The organism is Agrococcus sp. GW821-FHT14H11, from assembly GCF_058803545.1.
Genome location: NZ_JBXAPA010000008.1, coordinates 161,886 through 174,644 on the forward strand (window position 1 = coordinate 161,886; position 12,759 = coordinate 174,644).

The 12,759-nt window shown below is 75.0% G+C and carries 11 protein-coding genes, 2 tRNA genes and 1 pseudogene; 6 read left to right on the forward strand and 8 right to left on the reverse strand.

Annotated elements, in window-relative coordinates; genetic code table 11:
- Positions 1-16: 16 nt before the first annotated feature.
- Positions 17-1,369 (reverse strand): trigger factor, encoded by a 1,353-nt coding sequence (gene tig / locus AC1RNL_RS10670; protein WP_146357515.1) that lies wholly within the window; start codon positions 1,367-1,369, stop codon positions 17-19.
- Between the two features lie 253 nt (positions 1,370-1,622).
- On the opposite strand from tig, the gene sigK reads away from it, so the two are divergent.
- From sigK to AC1RNL_RS10685, 3 genes are read left to right on the forward strand one after another with little or no spacing between them, the layout of a single operon-like run.
- Positions 1,623-2,171: an ECF RNA polymerase sigma factor SigK gene (gene sigK / locus AC1RNL_RS10675; RefSeq protein WP_246990816.1), complete on the forward strand. Its 549-nt coding sequence runs from the start codon at positions 1,623-1,625 to the stop codon at positions 2,169-2,171.
- Positions 2,168-3,007, forward strand: coding sequence for an anti-sigma factor (locus AC1RNL_RS10680; protein ID WP_492935199.1), 840 nt, complete (start codon positions 2,168-2,170; stop codon positions 3,005-3,007). Before sigK ends, AC1RNL_RS10680 begins: the two co-directional genes overlap by 4 nt.
- 58 nt (positions 3,008-3,065) lie before the next feature.
- Positions 3,066-3,986: a DMT family transporter gene (locus AC1RNL_RS10685; RefSeq protein WP_492935200.1), complete on the forward strand. Its 921-nt coding sequence runs from the start codon at positions 3,066-3,068 to the stop codon at positions 3,984-3,986.
- 6 nt (positions 3,987-3,992) lie between these two features.
- Here the strand turns inward: AC1RNL_RS10685 and AC1RNL_RS10690 are convergent, their stop codons facing one another.
- The 3 genes from AC1RNL_RS10690 to AC1RNL_RS10700 form a co-directional block, all read right to left on the reverse strand.
- Positions 3,993-4,799: an isocitrate lyase/PEP mutase family protein gene (locus tag AC1RNL_RS10690; RefSeq protein ID WP_492935201.1), complete on the reverse strand. Its 807-nt coding sequence runs from the start codon at positions 4,797-4,799 to the stop codon at positions 3,993-3,995.
- A gap of 136 nt (positions 4,800-4,935) precedes the next feature.
- A complete protein-coding gene (locus tag AC1RNL_RS10695) occupies positions 4,936-6,147 on the reverse strand; it encodes an MFS transporter (protein WP_492935202.1) in 1,212 nt (403 codons plus the stop codon).
- 13 nt (positions 6,148-6,160) lie between these two features.
- Positions 6,161-6,514 (reverse strand): ArsR/SmtB family transcription factor, encoded by a 354-nt coding sequence (locus tag AC1RNL_RS10700; protein ID WP_492935203.1) that lies wholly within the window; start codon positions 6,512-6,514, stop codon positions 6,161-6,163.
- Between the two features lie 99 nt (positions 6,515-6,613).
- Here AC1RNL_RS10700 and AC1RNL_RS10705 point away from each other — a divergent pair, with 99 nt between their 5' ends.
- On the forward strand, positions 6,614-7,900 hold the full coding sequence (locus AC1RNL_RS10705) for an NAD(P)-binding domain-containing protein (protein ID WP_492935204.1): 1,287 nt from the start codon (positions 6,614-6,616) through the stop codon (positions 7,898-7,900).
- 42 nt (positions 7,901-7,942) lie between these two features.
- Here the strand turns inward: AC1RNL_RS10705 and AC1RNL_RS10710 are convergent, their stop codons facing one another.
- Complete coding sequence (locus tag AC1RNL_RS10710) at positions 7,943-9,463, reverse strand: Na+/H+ antiporter (protein ID WP_492935205.1); 1,521 nt, start codon at positions 9,461-9,463, stop codon at positions 7,943-7,945.
- A gap of 263 nt (positions 9,464-9,726) precedes the next feature.
- Here AC1RNL_RS10710 and AC1RNL_RS10715 point away from each other — a divergent pair.
- A pseudogene (locus AC1RNL_RS10715) lies at positions 9,727-9,954 on the forward strand (aldo/keto reductase); the annotation flags it as partial.
- A 22-nt stretch (positions 9,955-9,976) separates the two neighbouring features.
- On the opposite strand, the gene AC1RNL_RS10720 reads toward AC1RNL_RS10715, so the two are convergent.
- From AC1RNL_RS10720 to AC1RNL_RS10730, 3 genes are all read right to left on the reverse strand, one after another.
- Positions 9,977-10,816 (reverse strand): sugar nucleotide-binding protein, encoded by an 840-nt coding sequence (locus AC1RNL_RS10720; RefSeq protein ID WP_492935206.1) that lies wholly within the window; start codon positions 10,814-10,816, stop codon positions 9,977-9,979.
- Positions 10,817-10,829: 13 nt separating this feature from the next.
- Positions 10,830-10,904: transfer RNA gene (locus tag AC1RNL_RS10725), tRNA-Pro, on the reverse strand.
- A gap of 112 nt (positions 10,905-11,016) precedes the next feature.
- Positions 11,017-12,429 (reverse strand): GH1 family beta-glucosidase, encoded by a 1,413-nt coding sequence (locus AC1RNL_RS10730; protein WP_492935207.1) that lies wholly within the window; start codon positions 12,427-12,429, stop codon positions 11,017-11,019.
- Positions 12,430-12,508: 79 nt separating this feature from the next.
- Between AC1RNL_RS10730 and AC1RNL_RS10735 the strand changes: the two genes are divergently transcribed.
- Positions 12,509-12,579 (forward strand) — tRNA-Gly (locus tag AC1RNL_RS10735).
- Positions 12,580-12,759 lie beyond the last annotated feature (180 nt).

Genomic DNA, 12,759 nt, shown 5'->3' on the forward strand with positions numbered 1-12,759 from the left:
GCCCCTTCGCTGTGGATCAGTCCTCGGCGTGCTGCTTCGCGAGGTTCGCCTCCGCCTCGCGGATGGCGCCCTCGATGTCGTCCTCGTCGGCCTCCGCCTTCGGCAGGAAGTCCGACAGGTCGACCGTCTCGCCCTTGTCGTCGACGACGGTGACGCGGCCGAGCAGGGTCGAGAGGGTCTTGCCGCGGAGGATGTCGCCGAGCAGCACCGGCAGCTGGCCGTTGGCCTCGAGCGCCTGCACGAGCTCCTGCGGAGCCATGCCGTACTGCGCCGCCTGCTGCACGATGATCTGCGTGAGCTCCTGCTGCGTGACCTGCAGGTCCTCCTCCTCGGCGAAGCGGTCGAAGAGCATCTGCTGCTTGAGCAGCTTCTGCGTCTCCTGGCGCACCTCCTCGCCGTGCTCGGCGTCCTCGGAGCGGTTCTCGGCCTCGAGGTGGCGGGCCACCTCGTCCTCGACGACCTGCGACGGGACCTCGATCTCGACGGCCTCGATGAGCTCGTCCTGCAGGCGCTGGCGCGCCTGCTCGGCCTGGCCGAGGCGGCTCGAGCGGCCCGCCTGCTCGCGCAGGTCGGCCTTCAGCTCGTCGATCGTGTCGAACTGGCTCGCCATCTGGGCGAAGTCGTCGTCGGCCTCGGGCAGCTCGCGCTCCTTGACGGCCTGCACGGTGACGCTCACCTCGGCGTCCTTGCCGGCGTGGTCGCCGCCGACCAGGGTCGACGTGAAGGTCGTCTCCTCGCCCGCGGTGAGCGACTCGACGGCCTCGTCGATGCCGTCGATGAGCTCGCCCGAGCCGACCTCGTAGGAGATGCCGCTCGCCGTGTCGACGGGCTCGCCGTCGATCGAGGCGGTGAGGTCGAGCGTGACGAAGTCGCCCTTCGCGGCCGGGCGGTCGACGGTCACGAGCGTGCCGAAGCGGGCGCGCAGCTCGTCGAGCTCCTGCTGGACGGCGTCGTCGCCGACCTCGATGGCGTCGACGGTGATCGTGCGGCCCTCGACCTCGGGGAGGTCGAAGTCGGGACGGACGTCGACCTCGATCTCGAGCACGAGGTCGCCCGAGAAGTCCTTCACCTCGGGCCACGCGGTCACGTCGGCCTGCGGGCGGCCGAGCGGGCGGATGCCGGCCTCGGCGACGCCCTGGCGGTAGAACTCGTCGATCGACTGCGACACGGCCTGGTTGAGGATCTCCTCGCGGCCGACGCGCTGGTCGATGATCGCCGCAGGCACCTTGCCCTTGCGGAAGCCGGGCACGCTGATCTGCTCGGCGACGGTCTTGTACGCCTGGTCGATCGCGGGACGCAGCTCCTGGGGCTCGACGGCGATGGTGAGCTTCGTGCGCGTGTTCTCGATCTTCTCGACCGTGGTCTTCACGAGGGGGTCTCCTGAGGTTGATGGTGGTCGGGCCTGTGCGGCGCGGGCCCTGGGCCGCGCTGGCGCGCCAGATCCGCCGCGAGAGGGCGGACCACCGCCCGAGTCTACCGGCCCGTGCGCCCGCATCCCCAATCCGTCCGGGCCGCGGCTGCGAACCACCGGCATGACCTCCCTCGCCCTCGCGCCTCGGCCTGCAATACTCAGGCCGGTGGCGCGCGCGCACGTGCGCCGCGTGCACGTGGAGAGGGGACCTGTGGAGATCGACGTCGAGGAGTGCCTCGTGCGCGCCGCCGACGGCGACCAGCGCGCGTTCGCCGCGCTCTACGACGCGACCGCTCCGCGCGTGTTCGGCCTCGTGCTGCGCATCCTGGTCGACCGCGCGCAGGCCGAGGAGGTCGCGCAGGAGGTCTTCCTCGAGGCGTGGCGGCAGGCGAAGCGCTTCGACCCGAGCCGCGGCGCCGCCATCAGCTGGCTGCTGCAGATCGCGCACGCGCGCGCAGTCGACCGCGTGCGCTCCTCGCAGGCGCAGCGCGACCGCGACGCGCGCATCGGCATCCGCGACACCGCGGTGCCGGTCGACGTCGTCGCCGAGCAGGCGGAGGTCTCGCTCGACGCCGCCAGGGCGCGCAGCGCGCTCGGGCAGCTGAGCGACGCCCAGCGCGAGGCGATCGAGCTCGCCTACTTCGACGGGCTCACGCAGACCGAGATCGCCGAGCGCCTGGGGGCGCCGCTCGGCACGGTGAAGACGCGGATGCGCGACGGGCTCACACGCCTGCGCGGCATCCTGGGGGTGACGACATGAGCGACGACCGCCGGTCCGTCGACGACCTGGCCGCGGCGTACGCGCTCGACGCGCTGACGCCCGAGGAGCGCGCGCGCTTCGAGGCGGAGGCCTCGCCCGAGGCGCGTGCCGAGGCCGCGGCGCTCGCCGACACCGCCACGCTGCTCGGCGGCGACCAGGCCGCTCCCCCGCCGAGCCTCCGCGCGAGCGTGCTCGACGCCATCGCGCGCGAGCCGCAGCTGCCCGCGACGGACGGCGCGCCTCGCGCCGCAGCTCCCGCAGCCCCGCTCGACGCGCGCTCCGACGCGACCGGCACCGACGCATCCGGATCCGGCCTCGGCGCCTCCGCCCCGGCAGCAGCCCCGGCAGGCGACGCCGGCCGCCGGCTCGGACCTGCCGAGCGGCGCGCCCGCGCGCGCTGGCAGCCGATGCGCGTGCTCGGCGCGGTCGCCGCGAGCGCCGCGCTGCTCGTCGGCGGCATCGCCATCGGCACGCAGCTCGGCGACGACCCGCGGCAGGAGGCGCTCGGTGCCGTCGTGAGCGCGTCCGACGCGCAGCGCAGCGAGGTCGAGCTGGCCGACGGCACCGTCGCGACGGTGATCTGGTCGGCCGAGCAGGGCCAGTCGGCGATCCTCTTCGAGGGCCTGGGCTCCGCGCCCGAGGGCCGCACCTATCAGGCGTGGTACATCGACGCCGCGGGCCCGCACGACGCGGGCGTCTTCGACGCCGAGGGCGACTCCACCGCGATCGTGCTCGAGGGCGAGCTCTCGGCCGGCGCCGTCGTCGGCGTCACGGTCGAGCCGGCCGGCGGCTCCGAGGCGCCCACCACCGATCCGATCCTCGTCGTCGAGACCTGACGCATCCGCCGCCCGTGTCGGCGGCGGATGCGCGCGGCCGGGCTGGGATGATCGAGCGGTGTCAGACCTCTCGAGCGCGTCCTCGCGCGGCCGCCTGGGCCGGACGGCCATCGTCGTCGCGTCGATCGCCCTCGTCATCACCTGGAGCTCGGGCTTCGTGGGCGCCGAGCTCGCCGCTCGCGCCGACGGCGAGCCCATCACGGTGCTCGCGTGGCGCTTCGTCGTGCTCGCGGGGATCCTCGTGGCGACGATGCTCGTGCTGCGCCGCAGCTGGCCGGGCGCCCGCAGCTGGCTGCGGCAGGGCGCGATCGCGCTGCTGAGCCAGGCCGGCTACCTGCTGATGATCTTCGAGGGCGTGCGCTTCGGCGTCGACGGCGGCACCGCCGCGCTCATCGCCGCGCTGCAGCCGATGCTCGTCGCCACCGTCGCGGGCCGCTTCCTCGGCGAGCGCGCGAACGGGTGGATGTGGTTCGGCATGGTCGTGGGGCTCGCGGGCGTCGCGCTCGTCGTCTCGGGGCAGATCGGCGGCTCCGGCGCGCCGCTGTGGGCGCACGCGCTGCCGCTCGTCGGCGTGCTGTGCCTCGCCACGGGCACCGTGCTGCAGCGCCGCTGGCACATGCACGACGACCTGCTGCAGACCATCACGATGCAGTCGGTGGTCGCGGGCGCCGCGTTCATGCTCGTCGCGCTCGTGCGCGGCCACGCCGCCCCGCCGACGAGCCTCGACGTCTGGGCCGCGGTCCTCTGGCTCGTGGTGCTCGCGAGCCTCGGCGGCTATGTGCTGTACGTCACCGTCACGCGCTCGCACGGCGCCACGTTCGTCAGCACCATGCTCTACCTCACGCCGCCGACGACGATGCTGTGGGTGTGGCTCTTCTTCGGCGTGCCGATCGCGCCGCTCGGCATCGCCGGGCTCGTGGTCGCCGCGGTGGGCGTGGCGATCGTGCTGACGGCGCAGCGGCGGGCCTCCGCCTCCTGACGGCGCTCAGCCCTCGTCGGCGAGCAGCGCCTCGACGTCGGGCAGGTCGCGGAAGCCCCCGAAGGTGCCCTGCTCGGCGATCTCCCGGGCGGCTCCGAGCCATCCGCCCCACGCCGCCCGCGCGAGCGTGCCGCCGACGCTGATGCGGCGCACGCCGAGCGCGGCCGCCTCTGCGACCGTGATCCAGGGCGCGTTGACCAGCAGGTTGACGGGCTTCGGCGCCACCGCCTCCACGATCGCCGAGATCTCGGCGCGCGTCGAGATCCGCGGCGCGTAGAGGCAGTCCGCGCCCGCCTGGGCGTACGCGACGAGCCGGTCGAGCGTGTCGTCGAGGTCCGGATGCCCGACGACGTAGCCCTCGGAGCGCGCGGTCAGGAGCACGCGGGTGCCGCTTCGGTCGATCGCCTCCCGCGCGGCGCGGATGCGCTCGACGGCGAGCGTGCGCTCGTGCAGGGGCGAGCCGGCGTCGCCGGTCGCGTCCTCGATGGAGAGCCCCGCGACGCCGGTCTCGACCGCGGCCGCCACGGTGCCGGCCACGGCGTCGGGCTCGACGGCGTAGCCGCCCTGGAAGTCGGCGCTCACGGGCACCGCGACCGCGGCCGCGACGGCGCTCAGATGCGCGAGGGACTCGTGGAGCGCGAGGCGGGCGTCCTGCATGCCGAGCGCCCACGCCGCGCCGGCGCTCGTGGTCGCGAGCGCGGGGAAGCCGAGCCGCTCGAGGATGCGGGCGCTGCCGAGGTCCCACGGGTTCGGCATGACGAAGCAGCCGGCGGCGTGCAGGCGGTGGAGCTCGACGACTCGCGGATCGGCCACGGAGCCTCCTCGACGATCGCCTCGGCCTGCAGCGCGACGCTATGCCCGTGCGCCCGCTCCCGCAAGGGGCTCCGTGCCGGCTGCGCCCGCGCGAGCACCGCGTCGATCGCCGCAAGCTCGGGCTGCTCCGTCGCGCTCAGGTCCAGCGCGCGAGCGCGAGCGCGACGAGCGCGAGGCCGGCGGCCAGCAGCCCCATCGCGGCGTAGGAGCCGGTCGCGACGGCCAGCAGCGGGCCGAGCGCCGGGCCGAGCGCGGTGACGACGGTGATCGGCGCGGCGAACGCGCCGTTCAGGGCGCCGTAGCCGCGCGGCCCCCAGCGCTCCACGACCGCGGAGCCCTGCACGAGCGTCTGCGCGCCGCGCACTGCGCCCGCTGCGACGCCGATCGCGATGAGCAGCCACGGCGGGCCGGGCACGAGCGACAGCAGCGCCAGCACGATCGCCGCGAGCCCCGCCGTCGTCGCGAGCGGCACCCACGGCGACGTAGCGCGCGGCAGGGCCACGTAGAGCAGCCGCCCGGCCACCTGGCCGGCGCCCAGCAGGCCGAGGCCCCACGCGGCGAGCTCGTACGTGAGCCCCTTCTCGGTGAGCAGCGGGATGGCGGCGAGCGTCACCATGTACAGGGCCGCGGCCACCGCGATCATGGCGACCTCGAGCATCCAGAACCGCCGGGTGCGCAGCACCGCGGCGACCGACGGCGGCGGCGCGTGCTCGCCGCTCGGCTCGCGGGCCGGCCAGGAGCGCTCGAGCGACCACCAGTGCAGCGGGGTCGTGAGCGCGACGAGCACGACCGCGAGCACGAGCAGCGTCGCGCGCCAGTCGAGCACGCCGAGCAGCGCGGCGGTGAGCGGGGCGAACGCGGTCGAGGCGAGACCGCCGGCGAGCGTGACGACCGTCATCGCCCGGCGGCGCGCGCCGCCGCCCTGCGCATCGCCGTGGCGCCGCGTGAGCACCGTGAACGCCGCCTGGTAGAGCACCGCCGACTGGCCGAGGCCCACGACCACCCAGGCCGCGGCGAACCCGGGCACGGTGGTCGCGGCCGAGGCCATCGCGAGCCCGCCGGCGCCGACGAGGCTGCCGAGCGTCATGACGAGCCGCGGGCCGCGGTCGTCGAGCCAGCGGCCGACGACGATGCCGGCGGCGGCGGATGCGACGAGGCCGGCCGAGAAGCACAGCATCACGACGGGCAGTCCCCAGCCGGTGTCCGCCGCGACGGCGGGCGCCGCGACGATGAGCCCGTAGTACAGGATGCCCCAGCTGATGACCTGGCCGACCGACAGCGCCGCCAGCCGGGCGACGGGCCCGGGCGAGCGGCGCTCGGCGCGCGCGGCGACGGCGCGGCCGCTCACCCGAGGCCCCGCGTCAGAGGCCGCGCAGCACGGCGGCGGTCTGCTCGAGCGTGCCGCGCACGACCGAGTAGTACGCCCACTTGCCGCGCTGCTCGCGCTCGACGAGCCCGGCCTCCGCGAGCACGCGCATGTGGTGCGACACGGTGCCCTGCGAGAGCCCCACGGGCGCCGTGAGGTCGCAGACGCACGCCTCGCCGCGCGCGCCTGCCGCGATGAGCGACAGCAGCCGCACGCGCGTCGGGTCGCCGAGCGCCTTCCCGACCTTCGCGAGGCGCTCGGCCTCGTCGCGCGGCATGCCCGCGTCGGCCTCGGGCGCGCAGCAGCCGTCGGCCGTGGGAGCGTCGATCGGGGCGTCGGTGATCGTCATGCGGGCAGTCTGCCACACAGATTGACAAGCGTCGATGCGTCGTGCACGATCAACGCATCGATCACCTTCGATGCGACCCGTCCCGATGAGGAGACAGCCATGCACGACCTTCCCGTCATCGTCGTCGGCGCCGGCCCGCAGGGCCTCGCCGCCGCCGCGCACCTGCTCGAGCGCGGCTTCGAGCCGCTCGTGCTCGAGCGCGGCGACGCGGCAGGCGCCGCCGTCTCGGAGTGGAGCCACGTGCGGCTCTTCTCGGCGTGGGACGAGCTGGTCGACACCGCGAGCCGCCGCCTGCTCGAGGCCGCGGGCACGCCCATCCCGACGCGCGGCTACCCCAAGGGCGCCGCCTGGGTGCGCGACTACCTGCAGCCGCTCGCCGCGGCGCTCGGCGACCGCGTGCGCTACGGCGAGGAGGTCGTCTCGATCAGCCGCCGAGGGCGAGACAAGGTGGTCGACGCCGGGCGCGCGGAGCAGCCGTTCGTCGTGCGCACCGTCGACCGCGACGGCGTCGAGCGGCGCCTGCTCGCCCAGGCCGTGCTCGACGCATCCGGCACGTGGCGCTCGCCCGCGCCCGCCGGCGCCGACGGCACACCCGCGCTCGGCGAGCGCGCCGCAGCCGACCGCATCGACTACCGCATCCCCGCCGACGTCGCCGAGCTGGCAGGCGCGCACGTCGCCGTCGTCGGCGCCGGCCACTCCGCGACGCACGCCGTGCTGCGGCTCGCCGAGCTCGCCGAGCGCAGCCCCGGCACGCGGGTGACGTGGCTGCTGCGGCGTGCATCGGCCGAGGGTGCGCTCGGCGGCGGCGAGGCGGATGCGCTCCCCCAGCGGGCCGCGCTCGGCTCGCGAGCGAGGAAGGCGATCGAGCAGGGCCTCGTCGAGGTCGTGACCGGGTTCCGCCTCGACGAGGTGCGCCGAGCGCCGGACGGGATCGTGCTCGTCGGCGACGACGGCCGCGAGGTGGGCCCGGTCGCGCGGCTCTTCGCGCTCACGGGCTTCCGCCCCGACCTGTCGATCCTGTCGGAGGTGCGTGTCGCGATCGACCCGTCGCTCGACGCGGTCGCGGGCCTCGCCGCCGAGATCGACCCCAACGTCCACTCCTGCGGCACGGTCGCCGCGACCGGCGTCGCCGAGCTCGCCCAGCCCGAGCCGGGCCTGTTCGTCACCGGCGCGAAGAGCTACGGCCGCGCGCCGACGTTCCTCGCGCTCACGGGGTACGAGCAGGTGCGCAGCGTCGTCGCGCACCTGGCCGGCGACCACGAGGCGGCCGCCCGCAACGAGCTCGTGCTGCCCGAGACCGGCGTGTGCGGCGGGGCGGGCGACTTCGGCAGCGGCTGCTGCGCGGCGCCGGCGCGGACCGATCGGGCCGAGGCCGTCGCGGTCTGAGGGGTACCGGCGGTGCCTCCTCCCCGGCGGGGAGGGCGCACCTCACTCGACGGGCTCGACCCCGGAGAGCCGCAGCTCCTCGACGTCGAGCCGCGCCTGCACGCGCCGCGCGACCGCGTCGTCGACAGCGCCCTCGCGTCGCAGGCGCAGGAGCGCCTCGCGCTTGCGCTCGAGCAGCGCGAGCGCGAGCAGCGTCTCCTGCTCGTGCCCGGGCTCCCGCGAGAGCCGAGTCCGGGTCGCCGCGTCGATGCCGTGCTGGTCGGCGAGCTCCTCGATCGCGGCGCTCGCGGCCTCGGCGATCGCCTGCTCGGCGAGACGCAACTCCTCCGCCTCGGACGCGTCCGCCGGGAGGCGCGCCCAGCGCACCACCGCCGGCAGCACCGGGCCCTGCACGAGCAGCGTCAGCACGATGACCCCCGCCGCGACGAACACGATGTCGTCGCGGCCGACAACGGGTGCCCCGTCCGCCGCGGCCGCCGGCACCGACAGCGCGATCGCCAGCGACACGGCGCCGCGGAAGCCGGCCACGGCGCTCACGACCCGCGCGCGATAGGTCATGCGCCGCGCGCGCTGCGCGGGGCGCCGGTCGAGCAGGCGGATGGCGTGCGCGGTGAGGGTGAGGAACGCGAAGCGCACGACGAGCAGCCCCACCCAGACCGCAGCGGTGAGTGCCGCGAGCCGGCCGAGCGCCGCCGCATCCGTCTCGTGCACGATGAGCTGCACCTCGAGGCCGATGAGCACGAACAGCGCGCCGTTCAGCACCGCGGCGCCGAGCGGCCACGCCGACTCGGTCTGCCGCCGCGAGGCGGCGGTGCTGATGCGCGGGCCGGCGTAGGAGGCCGCGAGCCCGGCGACGACCACGGCGAGCACGCCCGAGCCGTGCACGAGCTCGGCCCCGAGGAACGCCGCGAACGGCGTGACGAGCAGCGCGACGTTGATGGTGAGCGCGTCGCGCACGCGCCGCAGCAGGAGCAGCGCGAGCCCCGCGACGGCGAAGCCGGCGGCGGCACCGCCGAGGTACGACTGCACCACCATGCCCGTGATCTCGAGCGGCGTCAGCCTGCCGCCCACCGCGACGGCAGCCGCGATGGCGTAGACGACGAGCGCCGTGCCGTCGTTCGTGAGGCTCTCGGCCTTCAGCAGCATGAAGTTGCGGCGCGGCAGGGCGCGACCGAGCGCCGAGACAGCCGTCGCGTCGGGCGGCGCGAGCGCCGCGCCGAGCAGCAGCGCCACGTCCCACGGCACGCCGAACAGGTGCGCGATGCCGGCGACCGCGAACGCCGTGACGACGACCAGCAGGGTGCTGGCGAGCACGATGCCGCGCAGGTCGCGCCAGATCGAGCGCAGCGACGTGGTCAGGCTCTCCCAGAAGAGCATCACCGGCAGGAACACCAGCAGCATCGTCTCGGGCGGCAGCTGGATCTCGCGCAGCTCGGGCAGGAGCCCGAGCAGCAGCCCGACGACGACGAGCAGGAGCGGCGCGGCGATCCGCAGCCGGGGCGCCACGAGCATGCCCGCGAGCACGGCGACGCCCAGCAGCACCGTCACCTCGAGCCCGTCCATGCCGCACCTCCCCGCGACCAGGTTCCCGCGCCGTCGTTTCGGCCGCGTGTCGGGCGGGCATCGCGTTGGTGACGGGTGGAGGCCCGAGCCCGGTACCCCCAGGCCTCCCTGCCCGCGCCTCGTCGCCGTACCGTCGAGGGCATGACCGTCGAGACCATCACCCTCCGCAGCGGCGTCGACCTCGTCTCGAGCCCGAGCTTGCCGCTCGCCTTCTCGAAGGCGTGGAGCGTCTCGTCGAAGCCGTAGTCGCTGATCCACACCTTCGTCTCGACCTGCTGATCCTCCACCAGCCCCTCACGGGCGAGTTCGACCGCACCCTGCAGGCCTATCGGGCGCTCGAGCGGCTGCTCGCCGACGGCCGGGTGCGCGCGATCGGCGTAAGCAACTTCATGGTCGACGACCTGCAGCGCCTCCTCGCCGAGACCGATGTGGTGCCTGCCGTCAACCAGATCGAGGTGCACCCGTACTTCCAGCAGCGCGAGGTGTCGGCGCTCGGCGAGGCACGCGCGAGGCCTACGGCATCGCGATCCCGGAGGCCTGACTCCCGCCCGCGCGGGCGTCGAGCATCGCGCCGTAGCCCTCCTCGAAGGAGGGGAACCGCAGGTCGCCGAGGAGCGCCAGCAGCCGGTCGCCCGCGAGCACCGTGCCGCCGGCGACCTCCGGCAGGATGCGCGGCGGCGGCTCGACGCCCAGCCGCGCGGCGATCCAGCCGACCACCTCGCCGAGCGGCGCCGGTCGCCGGTCGACCGCGTGCAGCAGATGCGGCGGGTCGTCGGCCGACAGCATCGCCTCGAGGGCGCGCACGAGGTCGGTCTCGTGGATGCGATTGGTGCGCTGCGCGTGCTGCACGGGGGTGCGCTCGACCACCGTGCGCACGAGCCGCTCGCGGCCTGGGCCGTAGATGCCCGCGGGACGCACGACGAGCGCGCCGAGCCGCTCGCGGGCGACGCGCTCGCCGTCGAGCAGCGCCCTGGCGCGCGCCGAGACCGGTACGGGCGCATCCGCCTCCGTGCGCACCTCCGCGCCGGCGAGGCCCTCGAGCACGCGCGTCGAGGAGACGAGCACCACGCGTCGTGGCGGCTCCGGCAGCGCGTCGGCGAGGTGCTGCAGCGCGCGCACGTAGGCGTCGTCGTCGGGGCCGGGAGGCAGCGTCACGACCATCGCGTCGACCTCCGGCAGCAGCCCGCGAGGCACCGGCTCGCCGAGGTCGACGGCGAGCGGCGACAGCGCTGCGGGCAGCGCCTCGGTGCGGCGGCGGAGCGCGACGGCCTCGCCGCCGCCCGCGACGAGGCGCAGGCCGAGGCGGGTGCCGACCTGGCCGCAGCCGACGAGCAGCGTGCGCCGCCCCTCCATCGCCGAACCCACGTCGGGGCGACAGGATTCGAACCTGCGACCTCCCGCCCCCAAAGCGGGCGCTCTAGCCAAGCTGAGCTACGCCCCGTCGGGATCGCTCCCGTTCGACGGGGAAGTCTATCGAGTTGAGCGCGACATGACGCGCGGGCCGGCCAGCCGACCGCCCAGTGCGGACGGGTCGCGTTCTCGAGCGGTCGCCGCTACAGCGTCCGCTCGCGGATCATCCGCGCGAGCTCGAGCCCGGAGTCCTTCACCGTGCGCTCCTGCGTGTCGTAGTCGACCCGCACGATGCCGAAGCGCTTGTGGTAGCCCCACGCCCACTCGTAGTTGTCGAGCAGCGACCAGTACATGTAGCCCTTGACGGGCACGCCGGCGTCGATGGCGTCGAGGATCGCGCCCACGTGCGCGCGCAGGAACTCGACCCGCTCGGCGTCGTGGATCCGCGCCTCGCCGGTCGCCGCATCCGTCACCACCTCGTCGTCGTAGGCGGCGCCGTTCTCGGTCACCCAGATCTCGACGCCCTTGGGCCCCGCGTACTCCTCGTGCACGCGGCGCAGCAGCCGCGTGAGCCCCTCGGGCTGCACCTCCCAGCCCATGGTCGTCGTGGGCAGGCCGCGCGGGTGCATGTGCACGCCGTCGGCGGCGGGGTACGGGCTGCCGACGGCGCGGTCGGTCGGCGCGTCCTGCAGCAGCGACTCGACGGGCGGCTCGAACGAGCACGCGTCGCCGTGGTAGTAGTTCACGCCCAGCACGTCGATCGGCGAGCCGATGATCGCGAGGTCGCCCTCCTGCACCACGGCGTCGAGGCCGAGGTGGCCGACATCGGCGAGCAGCGTCTCGGGGTAGCTGCCGCGCAGGATCGGGTCGATGAAGAAGCGGTTGAACTGCTCGTCGATGCGGCGGGCGGCGTCGCGATCGGATGCGCTGTCGGGGTCGACGGGGTCGGCGACGGTGAGGTTCAGGGTGATGCCGAGCCGCTCGGCGCCGGCCTCGCGGAGCGCCTGCACCGCCATGCCGTGCGCGAGCAGCAGGTGGTGGCCGGCGGCGAGGCCGTCGGCGACGCTCTGCCGGCCGGGGGCGTGCGCGCCGGCCGTGTAGGAGAGGAACGACGAGCACCAGGGCTCGTTGAGCGTCGTCCAGTTCTGCACGCGGTCGCCGAGCCGCTCGTGCACGGCGAGCGCGTAGTCGACGAAGCGGCTCGCGGTGTCGCGCGCGGGCCAGCCGCCGGCCTCCTCGAGCGCCTGCGGGAGATCCCAGTGGTAGAGCGTCAGCCACGGGAGGATGTCGGCGCCCAGCAGCTCGTCGACGAGCCGCGAGTAGAAGTCGAGGCCCTTCGCGTTCGGCGTGCCGCCGTCGGGGCACACGCGCGCCCAGCTGGTCGAGAAGCGGTAGGTCTGCAGGCCCAGCTCGCGCATGAGCGCGACGTCGTCGGGCATGCGGTGGTAGTGGTCGCACGCGACGTCGCCGGTGTGGCCGTCGATCACGGCGCCGGGCACGCGGGCGAAGGCGTCCCAGATGCCCGGGCGGCGGCCGTCCTCGGCCGCGGCGCCCTCGATCTGGTAGGCGGCGGTCGCGCCGCCGAGGATGAGGTCTGCTGGGATGCTGCGCTGCACCCGAGAAGCGTATCGGGGCGGATGCGCGGGCGCCGATGCGGTAGATTCGTGCAGTCCCGAGGCACGCGGCTCGGGGCGCGCGGGCGTAGCTCAATGGTAGAGCCTCAGTCTTCCAAACTGATTACGCGGGTTCGATTCCCGTCGCCCGCTCCCTTCCCGCCAGCTTCCCCGCTGGTCGAGCCGGCCGCGCAGCGGCCGAGTCGAGACCACCACGGCCGCCGTGCCCCCGCCGGTCGAGCCGGCCGCGCAGCGGCCGAGTCGACGCTTCTATGGTCGTCTGTCAAGCCATGGTGGCGTTGAGCTGGCGGAAGATGGATCGGGCGATGTAGC

Coding starts and splice junctions, on each gene's coding strand:
- AC1RNL_RS10680 (WP_492935199.1), top strand. CDS start 2,168: ATGAGCGACGACCGCCGGTCCGTCGACGACCTGGCCGCGGCGTACGCG.
- AC1RNL_RS10720 (WP_492935206.1), bottom strand. CDS start 10,816: ATGGAGGGGCGGCGCACGCTGCTCGTCGGCTGCGGCCAGGTCGGCACC.
- AC1RNL_RS10710 (WP_492935205.1), bottom strand. CDS start 9,463: ATGGACGGGCTCGAGGTGACGGTGCTGCTGGGCGTCGCCGTGCTCGCG.
- AC1RNL_RS10700 (WP_492935203.1), bottom strand. CDS start 6,514: ATGACGATCACCGACGCCCCGATCGACGCTCCCACGGCCGACGGCTGC.
- AC1RNL_RS10705 (WP_492935204.1), top strand. CDS start 6,614: ATGCACGACCTTCCCGTCATCGTCGTCGGCGCCGGCCCGCAGGGCCTC.